The following is a 24,926-nucleotide window of genomic DNA, read 5'->3' as shown; positions in this document are numbered from 1 at the left end:
GCAGGATGCGCAGTGATGCCCGGCTTGTCAGGTGACTTCGCGACGATGCCCCTTCGGGACGCCGTCAGCTATCTGGGGAACCGGCGCGGTTCCGGCATCCTCCGGGTGCAGCGCCCGGGCGTCTCCAAGGAGCTGACGCTGAGCCAGGGCGCCGTCATCAGCGCCAGCTCGAACCAGCCCCGGGAGTTCCTGGGCCAGTTCCTCATCAACATGGGGCACCTGACCGAGGACCAGCTGGGCCGCGCCTTCGAGACGCAGCGCGTAACGGACATGCTGCTGGGCAAGATCCTGGTGATGCAGGGCATCATCCCGGAGCCCACCGTCCAGAACACCCTGAGCCTCAAGTTCCGGGAGATGCTGCTGGATGCCTTCCAGTGGGTGGAGGGCGAGTTCCAGTTCGAGCCCCGGCCGGTGGTGCCGCTGAGCGAGGGGCTGGATGTGCGGGTGGACCTGCTGGACATCCACCGGGAGGGCGAATTCCGCGAGACGGCGTGGCAGGCCATCCGGGCGGTGTTCCCCTCGGGCAAGGCCCGGCTGGTGGTGGACGAGCGGCGGCTGCCCGAGTCCCGCCAGCCCGGAAGCCGCGACGAGAAGCTGGTGACGCATATCAAGGAGGGGCTGACCATCGACGAGATGGCGCTGGCCCTCCACGCCTCGGACTTCTACCTCTACCAGCGCCTCTACGCGCTCTACCGGCAGGACGCGGTGAAGGTGCGCGAGGACAGCGCGCCGCCCCCCGCCCCGCCCGCGGAGGCCGCGCCCACCATCATCGGCGCGGAGTCCCCCGTGGAGGAGATCCTCCAGGCGGCGCGCATGTTCCTGGACAACTGCAACTTCCGGGATGCCGAGGCCCTGGCGCGCCGCGCCTATGAAGTCGCCCCCTCGCCGCAGACGGCGGAGCTGCTGAAGACCGCGGAGAAGTCCCTCCACGAGTCGCTGCGGCTGGTGCTGATGGAGCCCGCGCAGGTGCCCTCGCTGCTGGTGCCCCAGGCCCAGCTCAAGACGATGCCGCTCAGCGCCCCGGAGCGCTACCTGCTCTCGCGCATCAACGGGACCCGGGACGTGGCCGCCATCGTGCGCGTCTCCCCGCTGCACGAGCTGGACGCGCTCAAGTACTTCCAGGGCTTCGTGGACAGCGGCTTCGTGAAGCTCACCCCGGCCTGAGCCGGGGGGCGGGCCTCACGGAATCGGCGCCGAGGCGTTCGCGGCGGGAGGAAGGGCCTCCTCCTCGGAGGCGTCCTCGGCTTGCGAGGCGGCCTCGGGCACCGGCACGTCCGCGGCCGAGGCGGTGGAGACCGCCTCGCCACCGGACAGGGGCTCGGTGGCGGGCGCCGGCTGGGCGACGAGCGGCGCCTCCTGAGGAACCTCGGGAGGTGCCGCCGGCGCGGGGAAGCGCTCCAGGGCCAGCCGCATCGCCTCGCGCCCGAGCCACGTGGCCCGGATGCGCCAGAGCGGCTCGTTGACGATGACGGCGGCGACCGCCACGCGGGGGTTGTCCTTGGGGGCGAAGCCCACGAACCAGGAGTAGTCCCGGAACGGGTTCTTGTCCGCCAGCGTGCCCGTCTTGCCCACGGCACCCTCCACCCGGAAGCCGCGCTCCCGGAAGACGCGCCGGGCGGTGCCATGGGTCACCGTCTCCTCCAGCATCCCCGTGAGGGCGCGCGTCACCTCGGGCGACAGCACCTCCTCCGCGGGCGCCACCGAGGCCTCCGGCGAGGGCTCGAAGAGGACAGGGTCTCTCCACACGCCGGTGGCCGAGGCCGCGGCGAGCGCGGCCCCGTGCAGCGGGGACAGGTACACATCGCCAAAGCCCGCCCCGGTATTGGCCAGCCCGAAATCATCCTCGGGAATGGACGCGAGCGAGACATCCGTGGGGATGGGGAAGGCGATCGGCCGGTTGAAGCGAAGCCGCGCCGCCATGCGCCGCAGCGCATCCGCGGAGAGGTACTTGCGGGTGAGCTTGGCGAAGACGACGTTGGCGCTCTTGCCCATGGCGGACGACAGCGTGTGGCAGGCCCCATCCCGGCTGCTGTCCTCCAGCAGCCGCTCGGACAGCCCCCGCTTGCCGCCATGGAAGCAGGCCTCTTCGCTGGGGGCCACGCCGGCCTCCAAGAGCGCGCTGCCGGTGACGATCTTGAAGATGCTGGCCGCGGGGAACACCGCGCGGGTGGTCAGCCCCCGCATGGACGGGTCCGTCTGGGAGTGCTCCGCCAGCGCCAGCACGCGGCCCGTGGAGGGCTCGAGCACCACCGCGGCGCCATAAGGCACCTGGTAGTCCTGCATGATGCGGGTGATTTGCGCCTGGAGCGGCGGGTCCACGGTCAACGTGGCGCCCCCCTTGCCCGCGGGCAGGACGAGCCGTCCACTGCTCAGCTTGGCCTGGGCGAGCACATCGTCCTTGCGCGGCAGGGAGCGCAGCTGGGCGATGGGCGGCGCCTTCTCGCGCGAGGGCACGGGGGCGGGGGGCACCAGCCCCAGCAGCTCGGTCCCCGCGTCCGCGGTGCCCGCGTCCGCGCTCGCCTCCCGCACGGCGCCCGCATCCGGACTTTCCAGGACAGCGGGGACTTCAGTGGGGGAAGTGGTCCCCATGGCACCCAGAACGAGGGCAAGGGGCAGCAGCGTCGCAAGGAGGGCTTGGGAGCGAGGCATGAGGGGAGGAGGATCCTAAAGGGCTGGCAGCCGCTGTCCAGGTCCGCTCCCTCGGCCGCTGGGGAGGCGGATAAACTGGCAGGTGCCCGGAAGACCTGACAGGGTGCGCGGCACTTTGGACGGATTGAAAGAAATCGCGGTCATCTGGAGCGCCGAGACGCGCCGGGCCGTGCGAAGCGGCCGCGTGGTGGTGCTGCTGGGCCTCTACAGCATGTTCTCGGTGCTGGTGCTCCTCATCGTCGGGGCCATCGCCAACGCGCTCCGGGACGAGGTGAACGCGCGGCTGGCGGACTCGGGCAATGGCGCCGAGGCGGCCACCGCGGTGGCCGCGGAGATGAAGAAGAGCTTCCTGGGCGTGCTGGCCGGGAACGACGCGGCGATGATGGAGGCGCTCTCCCAGGTGCCCGTCGTCGTGCTGGTGGTCTTCAAGATCACCCTGCTCTTCCTGCCCGTGTACGTGGCGCTGATGGGGTTCGATCAGCTCAGCGGCGAGGTGGGGCCGCGCTCCATCCGCTACGTCACCGTGCGCGCGCGCCGCTCCTCGCTGATGATGGGCAAGTTCCTCGTGCAGGCCTCGCTGCTGGTGGGGCTGGTGCTCATCATCGACCTGGGCGTCTTCATCTACGCGCGCATCACCAACCCGGACTTCGCCTTCTCCGCGCTGGCGCTGAACCTGATGAAGTACTGGCTGGCGGCCATCGTGTTCTCGCTGGCCTACGTGGCGCTCACCACCTTCTGCTCCAGCCTGTTCCGCACCCCCGCGGTGAGCCTCGTCTTCAACTTCATCCTGCTCTTCTCCTTCTGGCTGATGGACGTGATTGGCCGGGCCTACGAGGGCCAGGTGCTGGGCTTCGCCCGCTTCCTGACGCCCTCCTATTACTCCTCCAACCTGCTCCACCCGAGGCTGAGCGAGTTTGGCATCAGCGGCCTGGCCTACGCGGGCTTCGCCCTGCTCTTCCTGGGCGGCGCCCATGCCGTCCTGCGCGCGAGGGACCTGTGAGCGAGCCCGCCATCGAACTGTTCCAGGTCAGCAAGCGCTTTGGCCCGAAGGTGGCGGTCAACGCCGTGACGCTGTCGGTGCCCCAGGGCCAGGTCTACGGGCTCATCGGGCCCAACGGCGCGGGAAAGACAACCACCTTCTCGATGATGTGTGGCTACCTCTACCCCTCCGAGGGCAACCTGAAGGTGCTCGGGGTGAACCCCACGCACCCGGGCGCCCTGAAGGGCAAGCTGGGCGCCCTGCCCCAGGACGCCATCCTTCCGCCAGGCTGGGAGACCGGCACCCTGCTCACCTACTGGGCCCGGCTGTCGGGGCTCCCCTCGCCCGAGCGGGAGGCCCACGAGGCCCTGGACAAGGTAGGGCTCGCGGAGGCCTGGACGGTGCAGACCCAGGCGCTCTCCCACGGCATGGCCAAGCGGGCCGCCATGGCCCAGGCGCTGATGGGGCAGCCCCCGCTGGTGCTCCTGGATGAGCCCACTGCCGGCTTGGATCCCCGCATCGCCGCCCAGGTCCGCCAGGTCATCCGCGACATGAGGGGCCACCAGACCGTCGTGGTGTCCAGCCACAACCTCCAGGAGCTGGAGGAGCTGTGCGACGGGGCCGCCATCCTCGACCGGGGCACGCTCGCCCAGGCGGGCACCATGTCGGAGCTGACCAGCCAGGGCGCGGAGTTCCGGGTGCAGATCGCCCGGGGGGAAATCATCCCACCCGAGCTCACCCAGCTTCCGGGCGTCACCGCCGCGCGCATGGAGTCCCCGGGCGTGCTGTTGGTGCGCTTCGACGGCCAGGCCCACCGCCCCGAGGAGGTCATCAGCCGCACGGTGGCCCACCTGCTCCAGACAGGGGTGCTCATCCTGGGCGTTTCCCGGGGCCGGAGCCTGGAAGATCGCGTCCTTCAAATTCTTTGAAACCCGCGGGGCCCTGGGCGCACTACAGGCGAAGACTCACGCGGAATTTTCCAAAAAACTGCCCAGTTTCCGGGCATCTGCAGAAGCAATCTCACGCCATCAGGTGGGGGGGGCTCGGCTTGCCTGGCCGGATTTCCCTCTGTTATCAAGCCCGCCTCATTACCCCCGCCCGGGGCCGCCCTTCAGGACGGACCCGAGACGGAAGGAGCAGAACGGTACATATGAAAGCCAATGTCATTGTGGCCCTTGTGGTGGGCCTGGTGCTCGGATTCTTCGGCGGCAGGGCCGCCTCGGGATCCAAGAGCAATGAGGGCAGCGCCCCCACGGCCGCCGCCCCGTCTCAGCCGTCCGCGCCCGCCAAGCCGGCCCGCCCCGCGGACAGCGCCGTCTTCAAGGTTCCCATCGAGAACTCCCCCGTCAAGGGCAGCCCCGACGCGCTCGTGACGATGGTGGAGTTCTCCGACTACCAGTGCCCCTTCTGCTCCCGCGCCGACGCCACGGTGAAGAAGCTCCAGGAGGAGTACGGCAACAAGCTGCGCGTGGTGATGAAGCAGAACCCGCTGTCCTTCCACCCCCGCGCCAAGCCCGCCGCGCTGGCCGCCATGGCCGCCGGTGAGCAGGGCAAGTACTGGGAGTACCACGAGAAGCTCTTCGCCAACGCGCGCGCCCTGGAGGACGCCGACCTGGAGAAGTACGCCTCCGAGATTGGCCTGGACGTGGCCCGCTGGAAGAAGGACCTCTCCAAGGAGAGCTTCCAGCAGACCATCACCCGGGATCAGACCCTGGCGGGCCAGCTGGGCGCCAACGGCACCCCGGCCTTCTTCATCAACGGCCGCCTGCTGTCCGGTGCGCAGCCCGCCGAGCGCTTCAAGGCCCTCATCGACGAGGAGTACAGCAAGGCCGAGGCCCTCGTGAAGGCCGGCACCAAGCCCGCGGACGTGTACGCCGCCATCATCGCCAAGGGCCAGGAGCGCGCCGCGCCGCCTCCGGCCGCCGCCCCCCAGGCCGCCACCGTCCGCAAGGTGGACGTGCCCAATGACTCGCCCTCCTTCGGCCCGAAGGACGCCAAGGTGACCATCGTCGAGTGGTCCGACTTCGAGTGCCCGTTCTGCAGCCGCGTCACGCCCACGCTCTCGAAGATCAAGGAGACGTACGGCAAGGACGTGCGCGTGGTGTTCCGCCACCAGCCGCTGCCCTTCCACGCCAACGCCAAGCTGGCCGCCGAGGCCTCCATGGCCGCCAACGAGCAGGGCAAGTTCTGGGAGTACCACGACAAGCTCTTCGCCAATCAGAAGGCCCTGGACCGCGCCTCGCTCGAGAAGTACGCCCAGGAGCTGAAGCTGGACGTGAGCAAGTTCAAGGCGGCCCTGGACAGCGGCAAGTTCCGCGCGAAGGTCGAGGCGGACGCCACGGCCGGCTCCGCGGTGGGCGCCAACGGCACCCCGACGTTCTTCATCAACGGCCGCCAGCTCGTGGGCGCCCAGCCCTTCGAGGCCTTCAAGACGGCCATCGACGAGGAGAAGGGCAAGGCGGAGAAGGTGCTCGCCAGCGGCGTGAAGCCGGAGAACCTCTACGCGAAGCTCATGGAGGATGCGGCCAACGCCCCGCCCCCGTCCGCCCCCGAGGAGGCCGAGCCCGCCGTGCAGAAGATCGAAGTGGGCAACGCGCCGGTGAAGGGCCCCGCCAACGCGCCGGTCACCATCGTCGCCTTCTCTGACTTCGAGTGCCCGTTCTGCAGCCGCGTGGTGCCCACGCTCAAGCAGCTGGAGGAGGGCTACAAGGGGAAGATCCGCGTGGCCTTCAAGAACCAGCCGCTGCCCTTCCACGCCAACGCCAAGACGGCCGCCGCCGCGGCGCTGGCCGCCAACGAGCAGGGCAAGTTCTGGGAGTACCACGACAAGCTCTTCGCCAACCAGAAGGCCCTGGACCGCGCCTCGCTGGAGCGCTACGCCGAGGAGCTGAAGCTGGACATGGGCAAGTTCAAGTCCGCCCTGGACAGCGGCAAGTTCACCGCGCAGATCGAGGCGGAGTCCGCCGAGGGCACGCGCGTGGGCGCCAACGGCACCCCGACGTTCTTCATCAACGGCCGCACGCTGGTGGGTGCGCAGCCGCCGGACGCCTTCAAGCGCGTCATCGATGAGGAGCTGAAGAAGGCCGAGGGCATGGCCAAGGACGTCAAGTAGTCCCTCGCCCCGCTTCCAATGGTTTGCCCAGAGGCCGCTGGACCCACGAGGTCCGGCGGCCTCTGTGTTTCAAGAGGGTTTCAGGAGGGTTTCAGGCGGGGCTCACAGCACGGCGATGGCGTCGATCTCCACCTTGGCGCCGCGCGGCAGGGCCGACACCTGCACGGTGACGCGGGCCGGCGGGGCGCCGGTGAAGAAGCGCCCGTACACCTCGTTCACCTTGCTGAAGTCGCCCAGGTCGGTGAGGAAGATGGTGCAGCGCACCACGTGGGAGAAGTCGGCCCCGGCCGCGGCCAGCACCGCCTGCAGGTTCTGCATCACGCGCTCCGCCTGCACGGCGGCATCGCCCTGCACCAGCTCCATCGTCTTCGGATCCAGGGGAATCTGCCCGGACAGGAAGATCATCTTCCCGGCGTCGGCCTGAATGGCCTGCGAGTAGGGGCCAATGGCCTGCGGGGCACTGTCGGAGTGAACGGTCTTACGCGCCATGTGAGGACCTCGGGGTGAAGCGGCCCCGGAGGGCCGCGCTCCACGCGTGGCTCTAACATGAATCGGTGGAGGCCAAAGGGCCTCAGATGCGCTCGACGGACTGCACGCCCTGGATGCGTTCGATGGAGCGCATCAGCTCGGTGAGCTGCTTGAGGTCGGAGATGGTGACCTCGAAGGTATTCACCGCGCGGTCATCCCCGGTGGCCCGGCAGTTGGCCTGGGAGATGTTGACGCCCTTCTTCGAGAAGGTGTTGGTGATGTCCGACAGCATGCCCGGCCGGTCCGCGGAGAGGATGCGCAGGGTGACGGGGCGCTTGTACTCGCCGCGGATGTCCCAGGCGACGTCGACCCGGCGCTCCGGGTCCGTGGCGAGGGCCTTCTCGCAGTTGTCCGTGTGCACGGTGACGCCGCGCCCGCGGGTGATGAAGCCGACGATGGGGTCTCCGGGCACGGGGTTGCAACAGCGCCCGAAGCGCACGAGCACATCGTCCACGCCGCCAATCTGCACGCCGCCGCGGGCCTGCCGGCCCACCAGCCGCTTGGCCAGGTCCGTGACGCGCGACAGCCCCGGCAGCATGGACGCGCCGTTGCCCTCCGAAGCGGGCGGCTGGGGGGGCAAGGGCTCGCGATCCTCCACCACCTTGTCCGGCACCAGGCGCTGGAGGAGCTGCTGCGGCGTCACCTTGCCGTAGCCGATGGCCACCAGCAGATCATCCTCGACCCGGTAGCCGAGCACCTCGGCGGCCTTCTTCATCTCGCCGTTCTTCGTCAGCCGGTTGAGGTTGAGCTGGTAGCGCTTGAGCTCGCGCTCGGCCAGCTCGCGGCCCAGCTGCAGGCTCTTGTCGCGCTGCTGCTGCTTGATGAAGTTGCGGATGCGCTGCTGGGCGCGGCTCGTCTTGACGAAGGTGAGCCAGTCCTTCGAGGGGTGCGCCTGGGGGCTGGTGAGCACCTCCACCATGTCCCCGTTCTTCATCTTGTAGCGCAGCGGGACAATCTTCCCGTTGACCTTGGCGCCCACGCACCGGCCGCCCACGTCCGAGTGGATGGAGTAAGCGAAGTCCACGGGGGTGGCCCCGCGCGGCAGGCTCTTCACGTCGCCCTTGGGCGTGAAGACGAAGACCTCATCGGTGAAGAGGTCCACCTTCACCGTCTCCAGGAACTCCTTGGGGTCCTTCAGGTCCTGCTGCCACTCCATGAGCTGGCGCAGCCAGGCGAACTTCTCGTCGTCCTTGGAGATGAGGGCCTTGCCCTCCTTGTAGGCCCAGTGCGCCGCGATGCCCTCCTCGGCCACCTTGTTCATGTCCGGGGTGCGGATCTGCACCTCCACGCGCTCGCTCAGCGGGCCGATCACCGTGGTGTGCAGCGACTGGTACATGTTCGGCTTGGGGATGGCGATGAAGTCCTTGAAGCGCCCCGGCACCGGCTTCCAGAGCTGGTGCACCAGCCCCAGCGCCTCGTAGCACGAGGGCACCGTGGGCATGAGGAGCCGGAAGGCGATGATGTCGTGGATCTGATCGAACTCGATCCCCTGCGCCTTGATCTTCTTGTAGATGCTGTAGACGTGCTTGAAGCGGCCGCTCACCTCACCCTGCAGGTGGCGCTCCTCCAGCTTGGTGCGGATGAGGGCGCTGGTGTCCTCGATGTACTTCTCGCGCTCCTTCTTGCGCCGGTTGAGCTTCTCCAGCAGCGCGAAGTAGTCCTGCGGCTTCACGTAGCGGAAGGACAGGTCCTCCAGCTCGGTCTTGATCCAGCTGATGCCCAGGCGGTTGGCCAGCGGGGCGTAGATGTCCAGCGTCTCCTGGGCGATGCGGGCCTGCTTCTCCTCGGACATGTGGTCCAGGGTCCGCATGTTGTGCGTGCGGTCGGCGAGCTTCACCAGGATGACGCGGATGTCCTGCGCCATCGCGATGATCATCTTCCGGAAGTTCTCCGCCTGCTTCTCCTCCTGGGAGAGCGTGGCGGAGGCCGAGAACTTGGAGAGCTTGGTCACCCCATCCACCAACTGGGAGACCTCGGGGCCGAACAGCTCCGTGAGCTCCTCGGCCGTGGCGAGCGTGTCCTCGATGGTGTCGTGGAGCAGGCCGGTGACGATGGAGGCCTCGTCCAGCTTCAGCTCGGCGAGGATGCCGGCCACCTCCAGCGGATGCACCAGGTAGGGCTCGCCGGACTTGCGCAGCTGCCCCTGGTGCACCTTGGCGGAGTAGACGTACGCCTTCTTGATGATGTCCAGGTCAGGGTCCGGGTGGTACGAGGCGACCCGCTGGAGGATGTCGTTGAGGCGAATCAAGCTGCTCCAATCGTAACTTTGCTATCCAGATGGGGCAACGCCGCGTATGCATCATCGTCCCACGCCCGCGTGCCCCCTCCCCTCATTCAAAGCCTTCGCGTTCGTTGACCCGGCGTTTTTAGGACCCCTAAAGTCGGCCCCGCTCATGTCACAGCTCCTGCTGTCCGCTCTTGCCGTGGTCTGCCCGAACTGTGACGGCCACAACCCGCCCCGCTCGGCCACCTGCGGCCTGTGTGGGACCGCTCTCGGCGAGGCGCCCCCACCCCGTGCCGCCCCGGCCCGCCCTGCCACCTCGGCTGCTCGCCCCGGGGCCCGCCCCACGGCCGCTCCCGCTTCGTCCAAGCCGCCCGAGGCCGCCACGGCCCGGCCCTCCGAGAACGTTCCACCGGGCCTGAGGCCCTCCGCAGGACGTACACCTTCCCCTACATCCACGGGCATCCCGGTTGAAGTGTCCGGGGCCTCTCCAGCCCCGGCGGGTTCCCCGGGACGGACAGGCGGTGGCCCGGCCGCACAGCCCCGGGCGCCCACCCCTGCCCGGCCGCCCCCCGCGGCAGCCGTCGAGCGCCCCGCGCCTCCCGTTCCAGAAGCGCCCCCCACCGCCCGGCCTGCCGCGGCGGCCCGGCCTGCCCCCGCCGCCTCGCGGTTCGGGCTGAGCATCGTGGCCGGCTCGGGCCGGGGGCAGCGCTACAAGCTGCCCGCGAGCAACTGCGTGGTGGGCCGCAGCCGGGGAGCCATCCTCCTTTCGGAGGATCCGTTCGTCTCGGCGATCCACGCCACCTTCCTCGTGAAGGAAGGGGCGCTCTTCGTGCGCGACGAGACCAGTGCCTCGGGGGTCTACGTCACCATTCCGGGCACGGAGGCCATCGCGCCCCGCACGCTCTTCAGCGCGGGCTTGCGGCTCTTCCGGTTCAGCGGGCGCATCGAGGCGCCGGTGAACCTGCCCGGGCAGCCCGTCATCTATGGCGCCCCGATGCCGCTGGGCCAGTCCCTCTACGCGGTGGAGGAGATCCTCATGGGCGGGCGGGCGGGCCGGGCGGTGGTGTCCGCCGCGACGCTGCTCACCATCGGGCAAGCCCACTGCGATCTCAGCTATCCCCAGGAGGAGGGGCTCGCGGGCCGCCACTGCGAGCTGAGCCCCACGCCCACGGGGGCGATGTTGAGGGATCTCTCGGGTGGCCTGGGCACGTACGTCCGCATTCCCGCCGCCATCGAGCGGCCCCTGCGCCAGGGAGACCGGGTCCGGATCGGCCAGCACGTCTTCCAGGTGGAGGCGCTCGGCTGAGGCGCCGCGCTCACGGGTTGGCCGTGGCGACGCTCTTCAGCTGCTCTTCGATGTAGGGCCGGGCCGCGGAGGTGCGGGCATCCCGCAGGTGACGGGACCACCAGGCCCGCGCCTCACCGGGGTGCTCCTGCTGCCAGTAGACCTCGCCCAGCTTGAGCGACAGCGCCGGCGTGGGGTTGTACTGGAAGGCCAGCTTGTACTGGGTGGCCGTCATCCCCAGGCTGCCGTGCTGGAACTGCCGGTCGCCCTCCAGCTCGGCCGCGCGCGACTTCGCCTCGTCGCGGGCGGCCGGGGGAATCTCCTGGTCGTAGAGCGGCCGGTACGGATCCGGGCCCTGCGTCCGGGCATCCTCCTTCTGGGGCACCGGCGCGTTCTTCGGAATCGAGTAGGGGGTGGCCTGCGTGCTGCCGTTGAAGAAGTAGAAGTAGGCCATGACCCCCGCGGCGAGCACCAGCGCGAGGGTGAGCAGCTTGAAGAAATGGAGCCCGCCCCCGGTGTCCCGCGCGATGGGCGCGGACGCCTCCTCCAGCTTGTCGCTGGAGGGCATGGGGTTGGGCGTCGTCTGGATGATCTCCGGCACCGCACGGACGGTGGCCTCGGTGGAGCCCCAGTCGGTGAAGGCGCGGGGCTGGGTGGCCAGATGGCTGCCGCCCGTCCCCCGGCGCGGCAGGGGCGCGAGCACGGGCGAGGCCATGGGCGCGGCCGCCGCGGCGGACCGCCGGGGAGCAGGCTCGGCGCGGCGCCGCTCCCGGAGCTCGAGCGCGTGCAGCTCGGCCTTGAAGGCCTCCGCGTTGGCGGGCCGGTCGTCCGGATCCTTGGACAGGGCCCGGAGGATGAGCCGCTCCATGCCCACGGAGATGCGCGCCTCGGGCCGCCGCTTGGACGGCGGCGGAGGCTCCTCGGTGAGGTGCTTGGTGGCGAAGCCCACCGCGGAGTCCGACTCGAACGGCAGCAGCCCGGTCACGAGCTGGTAGAGCAGCACGCCCACCGCGTAGAGATCCGAGCGGTGGTCCAGCGACGCGCCCCGGGCCTGCTCCGGGGACATGTACTCCGGGGTGCCGCAGACGAAGCCGGCCCGGGTGAGCGCCGGGCCGTCCTCGCCCGAGGAGTCGGTAATCTTGGCGATGCCGAAGTCCAGCACCTTCACGAAGTCCGTCTCGTTGCGGCGCTGCTCCACCATGATGTTCTCGGGCTTGAGGTCCCGGTGGATGACGCCGGCGCCGTGCGCGTCCGACAGGGCGGAGAGCACCTGGCTGACGATGCGGATGACGCGCGCCTCGGGCAGGGGCCACTCGCGCACGAGGAGCTGGTGCAGGTCCTCCCCGGGCACGAACTCCATGGCGATGAAGAGCGCGCCGTCCTCGGCCTGGCCAAAGTCCAGGATGCTGATGGAGTTGGGGTGGTTGAGGCGGCTGGCGGCCTTGGCCTCGCGCTGGAAGCGGGCCACGGTGCGCTCGTCGGACAAGAGCGACTGGCGCAGCACCTTGAGCACCACGGGCTTGTCGAGCACGAGCTGGCGCGAGCGGTACACCTTGCCCATGCCGCCCTCGCCAATCAGGGCCTCCACCCGGTACTTCTTCGCCAGCGTCTTGCCAATGTACTCATCGGCCTCGGCCACCGTGCGCACGAGGGACGAGCCGCAGGCCGGGCAGTACTTGGAGGATTCTCTGGCGTCAGCGCCGCAAGAGGGGCAGAGCAAGGGTGTTCCGTCTCAGGGAAACGAGCAAGGTGGGGGGCGACTTCAACACGTTGCTTGGGTCCGCATCAAGCCATGCTCGCAGTCCGAGCAAGAGGGCCCTCTCCCTGATATGAGCCCGGGGCGTCCCCATGACTTACTGCCAGCGTTGTGACAGCGACAATCCCGACGAGGCCACCCTGTGCCAGGCCTGTGGCGCCCCGATGCGGTCCGGCACCTTGGTGATGGCCGTCTCCCAGCTTGCTCCCCGCCCCCAGGTGTCCATCCGGGTGGTCCGCGCGGACGGTGGCCCCGAGTCCGTCGTGAAGATGCAGCGCGACACGCTCACCTGCGGCCAGCAGTACGGGGACCTGGTGCTGTCGGATGATCCCTTCGTCATGCCCCAGCAGGCGCGCTTCTTCTTCTCGGGCGCCCACCTGGCCGTGGAGGATGTGGGAGGGGCCAACGGCGTCTTCGTCCGCCTGCGCCAGGAGCGCGAGCTGCCCACCGGGGGCGAGCTGCGGCTGGGCCGGCAGCGGCTGGTGCTCGAGCCCATCCCCACCGCCTCGACGGGGCCCGGCGGGGCGCAGATCTGGGGCTCGCCCGATGTGGGCTACCGGCTGCGGCTGGTCCAGCTGCTGGAGGGGGGCATGCGCGGCGCCGCCTTCCCGCTCAAGGAGGGCGACAACCTGCTGGGCCGCGAGCACGGGGACATCACCTTCCCCACGGACGGCTTTGTCTCCGGGCGCCATGCCGTACTGAACGTGCGGCAGGATCAACTCACGGTCCGGGACGTGGGCTCCTCGAACGGAACCTTCATCCGGCTGGCAGGCCCGTCGTTCGTGGACAACGGCGACCACTTCCTCATTGGCCGCCAGCTGCTCCGGGTCGAGCTTCAGATGAACGGCTAGACCCTCCCGGGTCACGCGACGGGCGTCACGTGACCCAGGGTCTGTGGCTCAGCCGTAGGAGCGCTCCTTCTTCTCCTGCTCTTCCTTGCAGCGGATGCAGAGCGTGGTGACCGGACGGGCCTCCAGGCGCTTGGGTGAGATGTCTTCCTCGCACCGCTCGCAGACGCCGAAAGAGCCGTCCTCGATACGCTGCAGCGCCTTTTCGATCTTCTGCAGCAGGAACTTCTCCCGGTCCCGCAGACGGAACACCATCGATTGGGCGTACTCGGAGGAGGCCTGATCAATCTCGTCCGGCAGATCATCCGTGTCGAAGCTGGACTCTTCCACGAGGGTCTTCTTGGCGCTCTCGAGCAGAGCCACCTTGCTGTCCTCGAGAATCTTCTTGTACCGCTTGAGATCTTTCTGATTCACAGCCTTCGCTCCGGTTGGCGAGAGAACGGCCCTTTTCCCCCAAAAAAAAGGGCCCGAAAGCTTTATTCACACAGCTCATGGTGTCAAGGTGCGCATGCTGAACACTGCGGACGCCAGCAAGGGGGCACCGTGACGGAGGGTAAGAAGTTCGACCGGGAATTTCTGCGCTCAGCCCTCTCGCTGGCCGCGCGGAATGACGTCAACCACTTCCTCTACATCTGCGATACCCCCATCGCCCCGGAGGATCTGCGCGGCCGGCCTGCCCGGCGCAAGCTCATCTACGCGGTGACGTCGGACAAGATCGCCCAGGAGTACATCAACCGGCAGCTCCGGGCGCTGGTCATCCCCGCCTACGATTACTCGCGCACCGAGCGGGTGAAGGTGGCCCTCGTCTCCGCGCTCTCGCAAGGAGCGTTCAAGGAGGGCGACCTCGTGCTGTGCATGACCGGCAAGGTCGGCCGCCCCCCGGACACGCTCATGCAGATGCACATCGGCGGCTCGCTGGATGACCGGGTGGCCATCGAGGGCGTGAAGCTGGGCGACGAGTTCAACTCGCAGGTGGTGGACGCGCTCATCCAGCTGGCGCTGCAGATTGGCCAGGAGGGCTTCGAGGGCCACCCCATCGGGACGATCATCACCATCGGGGACCACACGACCGTCCTGGAGAAGAGCCGGCAGATGACCATCAACCCGTTCCAGGGCCTGTCCGAGGCGGAACGGAACGTGCTGGATCCGAAGATCCGCGAGGCCATCAAGAACTTCTCGGTGCTGGACGGGGCCTTCATCATCCGCGAGGACGGGGTGGTGCTGGCCGCGGGCCGCTACCTGTCCGCCACGGACGAGAGCGTGAAGATTCCCCTGGGGCTGGGCGCCCGGCACGCCGCCGCGGCGGGCATCACCTCCACCACCCACTGCATCTCGCTGGTGGTGAGCCAGACCTCCGGGGCCGTCCGGCTCTTCAAGGGCGGCAACATCGTCCTGGAGCTGCACCAGACCGCGCGCCGCACGTAGGCGCCCCGCCCTACTCCGTCTTCGGCCCTTCGCCCTGCTCCTCGCGGTAGATCTCCGCGAGCGCGTGGGCGCGCTCCACCTCGTCCCGGGCCGCATCCACCGCGAGCACCTTCTCGATGCGATCCACCTGCTCGCGCATCGCGCTGGTGACCAGGGAGCCCGCGGTGAGCCGGGCCGAGGCGCTCTGACGCTCGACGCGCAGCTCGGTGGCACGCGCGCCGATCCCGGTGGCCGCCTCCAGCAGCAGGCGGGAATCCTGCTCCGCACGCTCCAGGGCCTCCCGGGTGGAGCGGAGCAAGGCCTCGGTCTGCGCCTGGTCCCTGCGGAACACCTGGGCCCCCTTGCCATCGCCCCGGGCCTCCACCACCGCGAGCCGCTGGCCGATGTCCTCCCGCTGCCGGGTGTAGCGCTCCAGGGAGCGGGACAGCTCTCCCTTGAGCGCCAGCAACGTGGCCGCCGACTTGCGGACCTCCGCGCCCTGGCGCTCCAGGTCCTCGATGAGCTGATCGAAGGCCGCGAGCGGATCCACGGGCTTCTTCTTGTCCTTCTTGCGCCAGAACCCGAAGAGCATGTCCAGGACGGGAGCCTACCCGAATGGCCGGCAGAGAAGGCGAACCCGGGCCAGACTGTCCTGCACCGGGGGGCTCCCCCCGGCGAGCACCGCCAGGTAGCGCGCAGGGGTCAGCTGGTACACCCCCAGCAGGTGCTGGAGGAGCTGGACGCTCTCCGTGGCGCGGCGGTCCGCGGGCGCCAGCGAGGCGGCTTCCGCCAGGGCGGCGAGGATGTCCCCCACCCGGGCCACCACGTCCGGCCCTGGCGCTTCGCCTCGCACCGGGGCGGAGGGCCGTTCCGGAAACAGCGCGTCGAAGGACGCCTCCACCGCCACCGGCGCGGCGGGAGGGCCCCGCCTGCCCGCCAGGGCCTCCAACGCATCGAGGTGGGGAAGGAGCGCCTCCAGCACCTCCGGCGTCTCGGGAATCCCGTGGGGGAGCAAGGTGCGCCAGGGCACGTCGAACTCGGTCCGGGCCCACTGGATCTCCGCGTCGGAGAGGTGGTGGTAGAAGGCGCGGCCTCCCCGGGCGCGCTGCTCCTGCACGAGGGCCTTCAAGTCCGGGTTCTCCTCGCCCAGGGAGATGAAGCTCAGCGAGATGTCGAGCGAGCTCATGGGCACCCGGGTTCTCCGGATGAGCTCCTGGTCCACCCGGTCCTCGCCGTCGGTGATGAGCACCACCGTGGCCCGGGCCAGGTAGGGGTCCCTCCCCTGGGCGGAGCGGATGGAGTCGAACGCGGAGATCAACGCCAGGTTGATGTCCGTCTGTCCCTCCGCGGGGGAGTGGCGGAAGAGCTTCTCGATCTGCCGGGACGCCCCGGCCGCCGTGTCCACCCGGACCAGCTCGGTCGGCGAATCGTTGAAGAAGGAGAAGTACAGCGGATCGAACGGCTGCCCCTGGCGGGCCTTGGCACGCAGGTTGTTCAGCTCGGCGATGATGATGGCGTCGCGGAAGCGCGCCCGGGCGCCGTGCATGGAGCCCGAGGCGTCACAGACATAGACGCGCACGGAGGTGCGCTTCATGCGCTTGGGCTTCGGGGGCGGCTCCTCCTCCAGGTAAGCGCGGACGAGCTGCCTGCTGGCGGCCAGGTCGTAGACGATCATCCGCGGGTCGGAGATGACGAAGTTGTGCACCTCGTGGAGGCTGCTCGTGGCCTCGAAGCTCATCCGCTGCGTGGGGTATGGGACGCGCCGGGGCACCGGCTGCAGGGACTGGACATCCGCCTGGACGACTTCCTCCGAGAGCGCATCCTCCACGTCGAAGTAGCGCGCGCACCCCGCCGCCAGCTCGAAGGCGGCCAGCTGCTCGGGCTTGAGGGAGAAGGCCAGATCCGTCAACAGGTCATCCGCGGGCGAGGGCTGCCCCGGCTTCGGCTCCCCCCGTTCCACGGCCTCCCCCGTGCGGGACTCCCCGAACCAGCGCATCAGCTCGTCCCGCTCGGCCTGCTCCACCAGGGCGCGCATCTGCCCCCGTGGGGGCAGAAACGGGACCAGGGCGGCGCGGGCGGCGGCAGCCAGGGGCACATCGGCCGCCTCCAGCGACCGCTCGTACAGCGCCTTGAGGGAGCGGTACGCCTGATGGGGCTCCCGCCGGGCGCTGACCCGGACCTGCTTCACCAGCTCCGCCAGCGAGGCGGCGGGCGGAGCGGTGCGGGTGCGCTCACGCGCCTCGGCCACCTCGCGGCGCAGCACCACGCCCCGGTCCCGGTCGTGGTCGGCCCCCAACCGCAGGAGCATCTCGTGCGCCAGATCCAGGTCGCGGCGTTTCTGGAGCACGTCCTCCACGTTGCCCCGTGCCCGCTGCGCGAGAAACTCCGCGATGGCCATGCGCGCACTGGCCGGAGGGCGGCCCTCCCAGGAGTAGGCCCCGCGGGAGAAGATCTCGAACGGGGGCTCGGCGCCCGGCGCGGAGGAGAAGACATCCGCGACCTTCACCACGCGGGCCAGCTGGATGAAGGCCCGCTCCAGCACCGTCCGCGTTCCCGGGGGAAGCTCCCCCGCGCGGTGTGCGCGCTCCACGCGGCGCAGCAGGGCCTCGAACTCCTCCAACGCCTCGATGGCCCGCGCCTCCAGGGCCTCGGAGAGCTTGCCCGCCCGGCCCTTGTGGGCCCCGAGCGTGCGCAACAGGTGCGCATCCGCCAGCGTGTGGACCCCCACCTGGTCCATCTCCCGGTCCAGCGCGGCCAGCACGGGAAGCGACAGCTCCAGCTCTCCCGGCGCCAGCAGTCCCAGCGCCCAGCCCACCATGCCGGAGGGGCGGGGGGCGTTCTGCTGGAGGGCGTCCAGCCGGAGGCGCACCTCCGTGATGCGGGGAGCCAGCATGCTCAGGGCCTCTCAGGGCCCGCCCTCCACAAGGGGGGGCGGTGTGCCGGATGAGAACTCACAGCGAGGAGCGCAGCTCCAGCACCCGCTTGCTGAAGCGCCCGAAGTCCTCGTCGATGCCACTCAACTGCAGGGTGAGCCGGCCTGCGGCCTCCCCCAGCTCGCCGTCCATCGCGCTCAGCACCCCGAGCACGCCTCTCAGACGGACCACCTCCCCTTCCTTGAGGGCCAGCAGGGGGAACCGGCTCCTCACGAGCCGCTCGAAGGTGCGCTCCGCCTCGGCCCGGGCCTTGAGCGTCTCCAGCTCGGGCAACAACGTGGAGAGCAACTGGGTCAACCAGCTCCGCAGGTACTTGATGCGCGTGTGGACGAAGACCAGCTCGGCCTGCGCCACGCCTTGCAGGACCCCGGCGGAGAGGAAGGCCACCGCGGGCCCGGGCGTGGCGGAGGTGAGCTGGTGGTTGAGCCCCTGCAGCGCGGCGAACTCGCCATCGGGCACGCGGACCGAGAAGGTGCTCCGGTAGAAGGTATAGGCCTCCCCCGAGAGAATGGAGGCGGGCGTGGGGGCGGGGCTGGCGACGTCCCGGGACAGGGTGCGGGCGTGCTCGGTGATGCGGGATTCGATGATCGCCCGGCATTCGAGCAGGATGGCCTCGGGAGCGAGCCCCTCCTGCCGCAGGTTCTCCGCCACCATCTGGACCGCCCGGGCGAACTGCTCGATGCGCTCGAACGGCGTGGAGGACAGGACCTCGCGGGCGTAGGCCAGCCCCAGAGGAAGGAGCAACTCCTGCTTCAGCCCCGGCAGGGAGGGCTCCAGCTCGCGCAGGGAGTGCTCCAGCTGGGTCAACCGCCGGGAGTCCGCGGTCAGGGTCTCGAACGGCTCCCGCTTCCCAGCCCGAGGGGCCTGGAAGGCACTCACGGCCCGCCGCCGGAGCGCCGTGCCCACCCGCCGGCGCGCCTCGGCCTCGGCGGTCCGGAGCCGCGCCATCGCGTCGGGAGCCTCCTCGGACAGCAGGGCCGACAGCTCGGAGGCCTGGGAGATCTCCTCCTCCAGATTGTCGGCGAGCCCCACCAACCCCTCGATCTTGAGGCCGTCCTCGAACTCCACCCCCTCGGCCGAGGAGACAATCATCTCGAGCATCTGCTCCAGCAGCCGCGCGGTGGCCCCACACATGGGCGCCAGATGCGGGCGGAGCTCGGGAACGGACCGGCAAAGCTCCAGGGTGTCCCGGAAGGCCGTGATGAGCTGGAGCCCGCCGCGCCCATCCTGGGGACTCTGCGCCTGAGGACTGGCCAGCCCCCGGGCCAACCGCCGCTCCATCCCCGCCACCAGGACGCGGGCCGCCACCAGCAGGGCCTGCCTGTTCTGCTCGTGCCGGGGCCCGGGAACGAGCTTCGAGCGCAGCCGCTGGGCAATCGTGGCGGCCATGCCCGGCTGGAAGGACCGCGCGAGCGCCTCGGTGGCCGCCACGTCCTCCGCGGCATTCAGCGTGGCCGCCTCGCGCTCCACGCCGGAGACAAGCTCGTTGCGCACCTTGGCGAGCGCCTCATCGAAGGCCACCTGCTCCACCCGGACGATCTCGAGCTGCGCCCGCTCCCGGGGATCCACCGCCACCTTGAGGAGGGCCTCGACATCGGCTGCGGGAGGCCCGCCCAGCAGGAAGAACCACCGGAGCGCATCCAGATCGTCGAGGGTCGCCTCCAGCGGCCGGTCCGGGCGCCGGTAGATCTGATCCCTCACCACCGCGGCCTTGAGCGCCCACAGCGCCTTCACCACCGACCGCTGGGAGAAATACTTGGTGGGCACGTAATCGGGCAGCTTGGACACCTGCGCCATCAGCGCGCGCTCCAGCTCATCCGCCAGCAGCTCGATGCCCTCCAGGAGCTGGCTGGACACCTGCACCCGGTTCACGGCCTCCTGGAGCACGTCGAGCTGCTGCAGCGAGAGCCCTGCGCGCAGGTCCGGCCGGATGCCGTGGGCGAAGCGGTGCAGCATCGCCGCGCGGCTGGCGCGCTGGGCGAAGGACTTGGGCACGAAGGAGATGAAGCTGAGCCGGTCCGCGAAGGCCAGGAGCAGCTCGGGCGAGCGAGAGAGCACCTCGGAGAGGTAGCGGTTGCTCGTCATGATGGCGCACTCGATGCGCCCGCTCGTCACCCGCCGCCCATGCTTGAGCTCACGCTCGTGGAGGACATTCAGGATGGAGCGCAGCAACATGTCGCGCCCGTCGAACACCTCGTCCAGGAAGGCGTGGGCGGCGCCCAGCATGCCATCGTCGGTGATGTACTCCGTGCGGCCCGTCTCGGTGAGCACCTTGAAGTCCACCGGACCGATGAGGTCCGTCTGCACGGTGGACTCGGAGATCTGCTTGGCGAAGAGGGACGGACTGCCGGTCTTCTCATCGAGAATGCGCCCCAGCACGGCACTGGCGATGGCGCTCTTGGCGGTGCCCGGGGGCCCCACCACCAGCACGTGTTCCTTGCACAGCAGCGCCAGCTCGAGCTGGGTGAAGAGCGTCTCGCGCTCGAGGTACGTCTCGCGCAGCTCCCCGAAGAACCGGCGGAAGGCCTGCGCGGCCTGAGGATGGGACGTCGAGGGTTGGGTCACGGGCGGGCACGCGTCAACGGAAAGCCCCGGATGTTAGCCCCCGCCCCACCCCAATTTGAAGCCGCCATCCCCTAGAAACACAGAGGGCCGGGCCCCCAGGGGAGCACCGGCCCTCTTCTCAACCAGACAGGCTCACGCCGCTGGCATCACGACTGGCGGAACTCGGCGTCCACCACGTCGTCCTTCTTCGGGGCCGCCTGGCTGCCCGGCGCCGCGGAAGGCTCCGCGCCCGGAGGAGGCACCCCACCGGCCTGGCCGGTGGCGCGGTACATCTCCTCGGCGACCTTGTAGCTGGCCTGCTGGAGCTTCTCGAGCGCGGCCTTGAGGGCGTCCTTGTCCTGACCCTCGCGGACCTTGTTGAGCTCGGTGACGGCCTCCTCGAGCGCCTTGGCCCCATCCGCGGAGAGCTTGTCCTTGTTCTCCTTGAGCATCTTGTCCGCGGCGTAGGCCTGGCTCTCGGCCTGGTTCTTCAGCTCCACCAGCTCGCGGCGGGACTTGTCGGCCGCCTCGTTCTCGCGGGCCTGCGCCACCATCTTCTCCACCTCGTCCTTCGCGAGGCCCGAGGAGTGGGTGATGGTGACCTTCTGCTCCTTGTTGGTGGCCTTGTCCTTGGCGCTGACGTTGAGGATGCCGTTGGCGTCGATGTCGAACGTCACCTCGATCTGCGGCATGCCGCGCGGCGCGGGCGGCAGGCCCGTCAGGTGGAAGCGGCCGAGGCTGCGGTTGTCGCTGGCCATGTCGCGCTCACCCTGCAGCACGTGGATCTCCACCTGCGTCTGCCCGTCCGCGGCCGTGGAGAAGGTCTCCGACTTGCGGGTGGGGATGGTGGTGTTGCGCTCGATGAGCTTGGTCATCACGCCACCCAGCGTCTCCACGCCCAGCGACAGCGGGGTGACGTCGAGCAGGAGGATGTCCTTCACCTCGCCCGAGAGCACACCGGCCTGCACGGCGGCGCCCACGGCCACCACCTCGTCCGGGTTCACGCTCTCGTTCGGCTTCTTGCCGAACAGCCGCTGCACGGCCTCCTTCACCTTGGGGATGCGCGTCGAGCCGCCGACGAGCACCACCTCGTTCAGGTCCTTGGGCTCCACGCCCGCGTCCTTGAGGCACTTGCGGCACGGCTCCAGCGAGCGCTCGATGAGGTCATCGATCATCGCCTCGAACTTCGCGCGCGTCAGCTTGACGTTGAGGTGCTTGGGGCCCGAGGCGTCCGCCGTGAGGAACGGGAGGTTGATCTCCGTCTCCATGGCGCTGGACAGCTCGATCTTGGCCTTCTCCGCCGCCTCCTTCAGGCGCTGGAGCACCATCTTGTCCTTGCTGACATCGAGCCCGGTGTCCTTCTTGAACTCGGTGATCAGCCAGTCCATGAGCCGCTGGTCGATGTTGTCGCCACCCAGATGGGTGTCGCCGTTGGTGGCGAGCACGTCCACGACGTTCTCACCCACCTCCAGGATGGACACGTCGAAGGTGCCACCGCCAAAGTCGTAGACGGCGATCTTCTCGTCCTTCTTCTTGTCCAGGCCGTAGGCCAGCGCGGCGGCCGTCGGCTCGTTCACGATACGGCGCACCGTGAGGCCGGCGATCTCGCCCGCGTCCTTGGTCGCCTGGCGCTGGGCGTCGTTGAAGTACGCCGGGACGGTGATGACCGCCTCGGTCACCTTCTCGCCCAGGTAGTTCTCCGCGGCGCGCTTGAGCTTGAGCAGCACCTGCGCGGAGATCTCCGGCGCGCTGAACTGCTTGCCGTCGATCTCGACGCGCGCATCCCCATGGGGCCCACGGGCCACCTTATAGGGGACCAGCTTGGCCTCTTCCGTCGTCTCTTCGTGACGGCGGCCCATGAAGCGCTTGATCGAATAGACGGTGCGCTCGGGGTTGGTGATCGACTGGCGCTTGGCCACCTGCCCGACCAGCCGCTCGCCGTCCTTGGTGAACGCCACCACGGAGGGAGTAATCCGGCTGCCCTCCTCATTCACAATGACCTTGGGCTCGCGACCCTCCATGATCGCCACCACGCTGTTGGTGGTGCCCAGGTCGATTCCGATGATCTTGCCCACGGTATCCTCCGGAAATGACTGCGTTTTTCGCAAAAAATCCTGATGTACGCCCAACGTAACCACCCATGGGGGGGTGTCAAACCCACTCGGGATCCGAACGGACCCGGGCCCGCCTCACATCCCTGTCATGGCGTTGTCACCACTGCGTAACACGCTCTACACCGCCGTCACCGCCACGTAGCAACCGGCCAGGCAATTGATCGCCACAAGACCGAACAACCCTTTGAAATTCCTCGGCTGATTTTGCCTGACGCAACGCATCAGGGCTTGGCGAGGAATGTGCAGTACCAACCTCACGCGCTGATTGGCGCATCGACACGTTCCTCCCCCTCAGGAGCCTGCCCCCCATGCTGGTACAGCCCCTTCGCTCGCCGGAACTCCAACAGCTCCCGACGAGCCCGAGTGCCACACCGCGGGTTGCCGTGCTGCTCAACGCCAACGCCCGGAAGGTCGACGCCCGGGTTGTGAAGGCGCTTTCGCATGTCGTTCCGGAAGAGGATCTGTTCCTGTCGCGCTCGCCCTTGGATGCCCGGCGGATTGCTCAGGAAGTACTCGAGCGCGGCTACCCCATGGTCTTCACCGGCGGTGGGGACGGCACCTTCATGGGCTTCGTGAACGAGCTCATCCGCCAGACGGAGGCCCGAGGCCGGTTCGCCGGGCAGCCCCTGCCGCGCTTCGGCGTGCTGAAGCTGGGCACCGGCAATGGCATCGCCTCGTTCGTCAACGCCTCCAGCACCCGGGGTGACGGCATCCTCCATGACGTGGTGCGGGCCCGCTCGGGGGATGTGTCCGGCTCCCGGCGCATGGACCTGCTGATGGTGGATGGCCAGCGCGCCCCATTCGCCGGCCTGGGCGTGGATGGCAAGCTGCTCAACGACTACATCTGGGTGAAGGAGAACCTGGGCAAGGGCTTCTTCAAGAAGATGATGACGGGCAGCGGGGGCTACTTCTCCGCCGTGGCCTTCAAGACGGTGCCGCACTACATGGTGAACTCCACCTCGGTGGAGTGTGAGATTCGCAATGGCCACGCGGGCGAGGCCTACCGGCTGGGAGCGGATGGCAGCCCCGTGGGCCAGCCGCTGGGCGCGGGCGAGGTGCTCTTCCGGGGCAACCTGATGATGGCCGCCGCGGCCACCATGCCCTTCTACGGCTACGGCTTCCGGATGTTCCCGTTCGCCAACCACCGCCGCGGGATGATGCACCTGCGGCTGGGCCAGGTGAGCACGGCGAGCATCCTCGCCCACCTGCCCAAGATGTGGGCGGGCCGCTGGTTCCCCGAAGGCATCCACGACTTCCACGCCAAGGAAGTGACGATCCGCTTCGCCAAGCCCATGCCCTTCCAGGTGGGCGGCGACGCGGCGGGCTATCGCGAGACGCTGACCCTCTCCGTGGCCCCCGAGTCCATCGACCTGGTGGACTTCCACGGCGAGATGAACTGACCCGGTGACGGGCCGGAGGCCGCGGCCTTAGCCGCGGTCCCGGGACGCGGGCGGCTTCTCCCCCGGCTCCTTGCGGCGGCCGATGAAGAACGAGAAGCTCACCCCAGGCTTGCCGTGCTGCTCGCGGTGCAGGGAGATCTCCTGCCGCAGCACCTGGACCTCGGCCTCGGGCAGCCCCTCCAGGTGGGACTCGACGTCCTGGTAGAGGCCATCCAGCTCCGGCTCGGGCAGCGTCTCCACCGACTCGGGCTCGTAGCCCTCGGACTCCATGGCGAGCAGCAGCTCGCGGGGCAGCAGCAACGGCGCGCCCAGCCGCTTCTCCCAGAACTCCATCGACGCCCGGGGCAGGAAGCGCCCCACCCGGGACGGAAAGGTCATCCCGAGGCGGCCCCGGAGGGACAGCACGCGGCGCAGCGAGCGCAGGGAATGCGCCAGCGGGGAGAAGACGCGGCCCTGGATCAGCACCGCGTCGAACTCACCGTCGGGAAACCCGGGCTGGCCCAGATCGACCCGGCGGACCTCCACCCGGTCTCCGAGGCCCAGCGCCCTCACCCGCTCCCGCACCGGGACGAGCAGGGACTCCTCCGTGTCGGCCGCCACCACCGAGCAGCCGAGATCCCTTGCCAGCAGGACCGCCGCGTTGACGGGGCCTGCGCCGAGCACGAGCACGCGGGAGCCCGGCTCCAGCTGCGCCACCCGGGCGAAGCGGCGGGTCAGCTCCTCGGAGCCGAAGGCGCGCCGAGCGTCACCTGGATAGTTGAGCGGGAAAGACCCAGCCGGACTCATGCAGTCTCGCCTTATACCCTACCTGGCAGGCACTTCGTCACAGGTAATAAACGATCCGCTTTTCCTGATGGAGCTGGGCGTAGATCGCCCGGCGGTGCTCCTCGGACAGCAGGTACACCGACACGGTGACCGACACGTACTTGCCCTTGCTGCTGGGCTGCTCGTGCAGGGAGTCCGGTGAAATCTCCGTTCCCATCAGCCGGGAGAAGAGCTGCCGCACGTACTCGGCGAAGCCGGGCTCCTGCACCCCCATCACCTTGAAGGCGTAGACGGAGGGGTACTCGATGAGGTCCTTCTTCTCGTCCCCTCCGGCAGAGGGGTCCTGGGGGCCATCCTTCTTCATGACACGTCTCGTCCACGCGGC

The 24,926-nt window shown here is 69.2% G+C and carries 19 protein-coding genes; 8 read left to right on the top strand and 11 right to left on the bottom strand.

Features of this window, described 5'->3' with window-relative positions; translation table 11 throughout:
- The first annotated feature begins 15 nt into the window (after window positions 1–15).
- Window positions 16–1,164, top strand: coding sequence for a DUF4388 domain-containing protein (locus KY661_RS18350; protein ID WP_075010002.1), 1,149 nt, complete (start codon window positions 16–18; stop codon window positions 1,162–1,164).
- A 15-nt stretch (window positions 1,165–1,179) separates the two neighbouring features.
- Here KY661_RS18350 and KY661_RS18345 read toward each other — a convergent pair whose 3' ends face one another.
- Window positions 1,180–2,649, bottom strand: coding sequence for a penicillin-binding transpeptidase domain-containing protein (locus tag KY661_RS18345; RefSeq protein ID WP_225411432.1), 1,470 nt, complete (start codon window positions 2,647–2,649; stop codon window positions 1,180–1,182).
- 115 nt (window positions 2,650–2,764) lie between these two features.
- On the opposite strand from KY661_RS18345, the gene KY661_RS18340 reads away from it, so the two are divergent.
- The 3 genes from KY661_RS18340 to KY661_RS18330 all read left to right on the top strand — a co-directional run bounded on the left by KY661_RS18340 (window position 2,765) and on the right by KY661_RS18330 (window position 6,740).
- Window positions 2,765–3,649 carry an ABC transporter permease gene (locus KY661_RS18340; RefSeq protein WP_225411505.1) on the top strand — a complete coding sequence of 295 codons (885 nt, stop codon included), beginning with the start codon at window positions 2,765–2,767 and terminating at the stop codon, window positions 3,647–3,649.
- Window positions 3,646–4,557 carry an ABC transporter ATP-binding protein gene (locus KY661_RS18335; RefSeq protein WP_225411431.1) on the top strand — a complete coding sequence of 304 codons (912 nt, stop codon included), beginning with the start codon at window positions 3,646–3,648 and terminating at the stop codon, window positions 4,555–4,557. Before KY661_RS18340 ends, KY661_RS18335 begins: the two co-directional genes overlap by 4 nt.
- Before the next feature lie 221 nt (window positions 4,558–4,778).
- Window positions 4,779–6,740, top strand: coding sequence for a DsbA family protein (locus KY661_RS18330; protein ID WP_225411430.1), 1,962 nt, complete (start codon window positions 4,779–4,781; stop codon window positions 6,738–6,740).
- Window positions 6,741–6,842: 102 nt separating this feature from the next.
- Here KY661_RS18330 and KY661_RS18325 read toward each other — a convergent pair whose 3' ends face one another.
- Together KY661_RS18325 and KY661_RS18320 are read right to left on the bottom strand one after the other, a co-directional pair.
- Entirely contained in the window at window positions 6,843–7,229 is a 387-nt protein-coding gene (locus tag KY661_RS18325) for a RidA family protein (protein WP_225411429.1), read from the bottom strand.
- A gap of 82 nt (window positions 7,230–7,311) precedes the next feature.
- The gene (locus tag KY661_RS18320) at window positions 7,312–9,516 is read right to left on the bottom strand and encodes a RelA/SpoT family protein (RefSeq protein WP_225411428.1); all 2,205 of its coding nucleotides are present in this window, start codon (window positions 9,514–9,516) and stop codon (window positions 7,312–7,314) included.
- 658 nt (window positions 9,517–10,174) lie between these two features.
- Between KY661_RS18320 and KY661_RS37585 the strand changes: the two genes are divergently transcribed.
- A complete protein-coding gene (locus KY661_RS37585; protein WP_225411504.1) occupies window positions 10,175–10,798 on the top strand; it encodes an FHA domain-containing protein in 624 nt (207 codons plus the stop codon).
- Window positions 10,799–10,808: 10 nt separating this feature from the next.
- On the opposite strand, the gene KY661_RS18310 is transcribed toward KY661_RS37585, so the two are convergent.
- Window positions 10,809–12,497, bottom strand: coding sequence for a serine/threonine-protein kinase (locus KY661_RS18310; protein ID WP_225411427.1), 1,689 nt, complete (start codon window positions 12,495–12,497; stop codon window positions 10,809–10,811).
- 128 nt (window positions 12,498–12,625) lie between these two features.
- Here KY661_RS18310 and KY661_RS18305 point away from each other — a divergent pair, with 128 nt between their 5' ends.
- Window positions 12,626–13,384 carry an FHA domain-containing protein gene (locus KY661_RS18305; RefSeq protein ID WP_225411426.1) on the top strand — a complete coding sequence of 253 codons (759 nt, stop codon included), beginning with the start codon at window positions 12,626–12,628 and terminating at the stop codon, window positions 13,382–13,384.
- A 48-nt stretch (window positions 13,385–13,432) separates the two neighbouring features.
- On the opposite strand, the gene KY661_RS18300 is transcribed toward KY661_RS18305, so the two are convergent.
- On the bottom strand, window positions 13,433–13,795 hold the full coding sequence (locus KY661_RS18300; protein ID WP_075009992.1) for a TraR/DksA family transcriptional regulator: 363 nt from the start codon (window positions 13,793–13,795) through the stop codon (window positions 13,433–13,435).
- 129 nt (window positions 13,796–13,924) lie between these two features.
- On the opposite strand from KY661_RS18300, the gene KY661_RS18295 reads away from it, so the two are divergent.
- Window positions 13,925–14,806: a DNA integrity scanning protein DisA nucleotide-binding domain protein gene (locus tag KY661_RS18295; protein WP_225411425.1), complete on the top strand. Its 882-nt coding sequence runs from the start codon at window positions 13,925–13,927 to the stop codon at window positions 14,804–14,806.
- Between the two features lie 10 nt (window positions 14,807–14,816).
- Here the strand turns inward: KY661_RS18295 and KY661_RS18290 are convergent, their stop codons facing one another.
- From KY661_RS18290 to dnaK, 4 genes are all read right to left on the bottom strand, one after another.
- Complete coding sequence (locus tag KY661_RS18290; RefSeq protein WP_225411424.1) at window positions 14,817–15,377, bottom strand: PspA/IM30 family protein; 561 nt, start codon at window positions 15,375–15,377, stop codon at window positions 14,817–14,819.
- Window positions 15,378–15,392: 15 nt separating this feature from the next.
- Window positions 15,393–17,678, bottom strand: coding sequence for a vWA domain-containing protein (locus KY661_RS18285; RefSeq protein ID WP_225411423.1), 2,286 nt, complete (start codon window positions 17,676–17,678; stop codon window positions 15,393–15,395).
- A 58-nt stretch (window positions 17,679–17,736) separates the two neighbouring features.
- Complete coding sequence (locus tag KY661_RS18280) at window positions 17,737–20,283, bottom strand: AAA family ATPase (protein ID WP_225411422.1); 2,547 nt, start codon at window positions 20,281–20,283, stop codon at window positions 17,737–17,739.
- 146 nt (window positions 20,284–20,429) lie between these two features.
- A complete protein-coding gene (gene dnaK / locus KY661_RS18275) occupies window positions 20,430–22,337 on the bottom strand; it encodes a molecular chaperone DnaK (protein ID WP_225411421.1) in 1,908 nt (635 codons plus the stop codon).
- A gap of 347 nt (window positions 22,338–22,684) precedes the next feature.
- Between dnaK and KY661_RS18270 the strand changes: the two genes are divergently transcribed.
- The gene (locus tag KY661_RS18270; RefSeq protein WP_225411420.1) at window positions 22,685–23,776 is read left to right on the top strand and encodes a diacylglycerol/lipid kinase family protein; all 1,092 of its coding nucleotides are present in this window, start codon (window positions 22,685–22,687) and stop codon (window positions 23,774–23,776) included.
- 27 nt (window positions 23,777–23,803) lie between these two features.
- Here KY661_RS18270 and KY661_RS18265 read toward each other — a convergent pair whose 3' ends face one another.
- Both KY661_RS18265 and KY661_RS18260 read right to left on the bottom strand, forming a co-directional pair.
- Window positions 23,804–24,562, bottom strand: coding sequence for an SAM-dependent methyltransferase (locus KY661_RS18265; RefSeq protein WP_225411419.1), 759 nt, complete (start codon window positions 24,560–24,562; stop codon window positions 23,804–23,806).
- A 37-nt stretch (window positions 24,563–24,599) separates the two neighbouring features.
- Window positions 24,600–24,905 carry an HP0495 family protein gene (locus KY661_RS18260; protein WP_075009984.1) on the bottom strand — a complete coding sequence of 102 codons (306 nt, stop codon included), beginning with the start codon at window positions 24,903–24,905 and terminating at the stop codon, window positions 24,600–24,602.
- Window positions 24,906–24,926: the final 21 nt, after the last annotated feature.

It is taken from the genome of Allostigmatella hybrida (assembly GCF_020103775.1).
Taxonomy (GTDB): domain Bacteria; phylum Myxococcota; class Myxococcia; order Myxococcales; family Myxococcaceae; genus Hyalangium; species Hyalangium aurantiaca.
Note: the sequence above shows the minus strand (reverse complement) of the source record. Positions and strands in the feature narration are given on the sequence as shown.

Bases quoted from the DNA above. Each gene is read 5' to 3' on its own strand.
- KY661_RS18350 (WP_075010002.1), top strand. From the start codon at position 16: ATGCCCGGCTTGTCAGGTGACTTCGCGACGATGCCCCTTCGGGACGCC.
- KY661_RS18345 (WP_225411432.1), bottom strand. From the start codon at position 2,649: ATGCCTCGCTCCCAAGCCCTCCTTGCGACGCTGCTGCCCCTTGCCCTC.
- KY661_RS18330 (WP_225411430.1), top strand. From the start codon at position 4,779: ATGAAAGCCAATGTCATTGTGGCCCTTGTGGTGGGCCTGGTGCTCGGA.
- KY661_RS18325 (WP_225411429.1), bottom strand. From the start codon at position 7,229: ATGGCGCGTAAGACCGTTCACTCCGACAGTGCCCCGCAGGCCATTGGC.
- KY661_RS18305 (WP_225411426.1), top strand. From the start codon at position 12,626: ATGACTTACTGCCAGCGTTGTGACAGCGACAATCCCGACGAGGCCACC.
- KY661_RS18290 (WP_225411424.1), bottom strand. From the start codon at position 15,377: ATGCTCTTCGGGTTCTGGCGCAAGAAGGACAAGAAGAAGCCCGTGGAT.
- KY661_RS18285 (WP_225411423.1), bottom strand. From the start codon at position 17,678: ATGCTGGCTCCCCGCATCACGGAGGTGCGCCTCCGGCTGGACGCCCTC.
- KY661_RS18270 (WP_225411420.1), top strand. From the start codon at position 22,685: ATGCTGGTACAGCCCCTTCGCTCGCCGGAACTCCAACAGCTCCCGACG.
- KY661_RS18265 (WP_225411419.1), bottom strand. From the start codon at position 24,562: ATGAGTCCGGCTGGGTCTTTCCCGCTCAACTATCCAGGTGACGCTCGG.
- KY661_RS18260 (WP_075009984.1), bottom strand. From the start codon at position 24,905: ATGAAGAAGGATGGCCCCCAGGACCCCTCTGCCGGAGGGGACGAGAAG.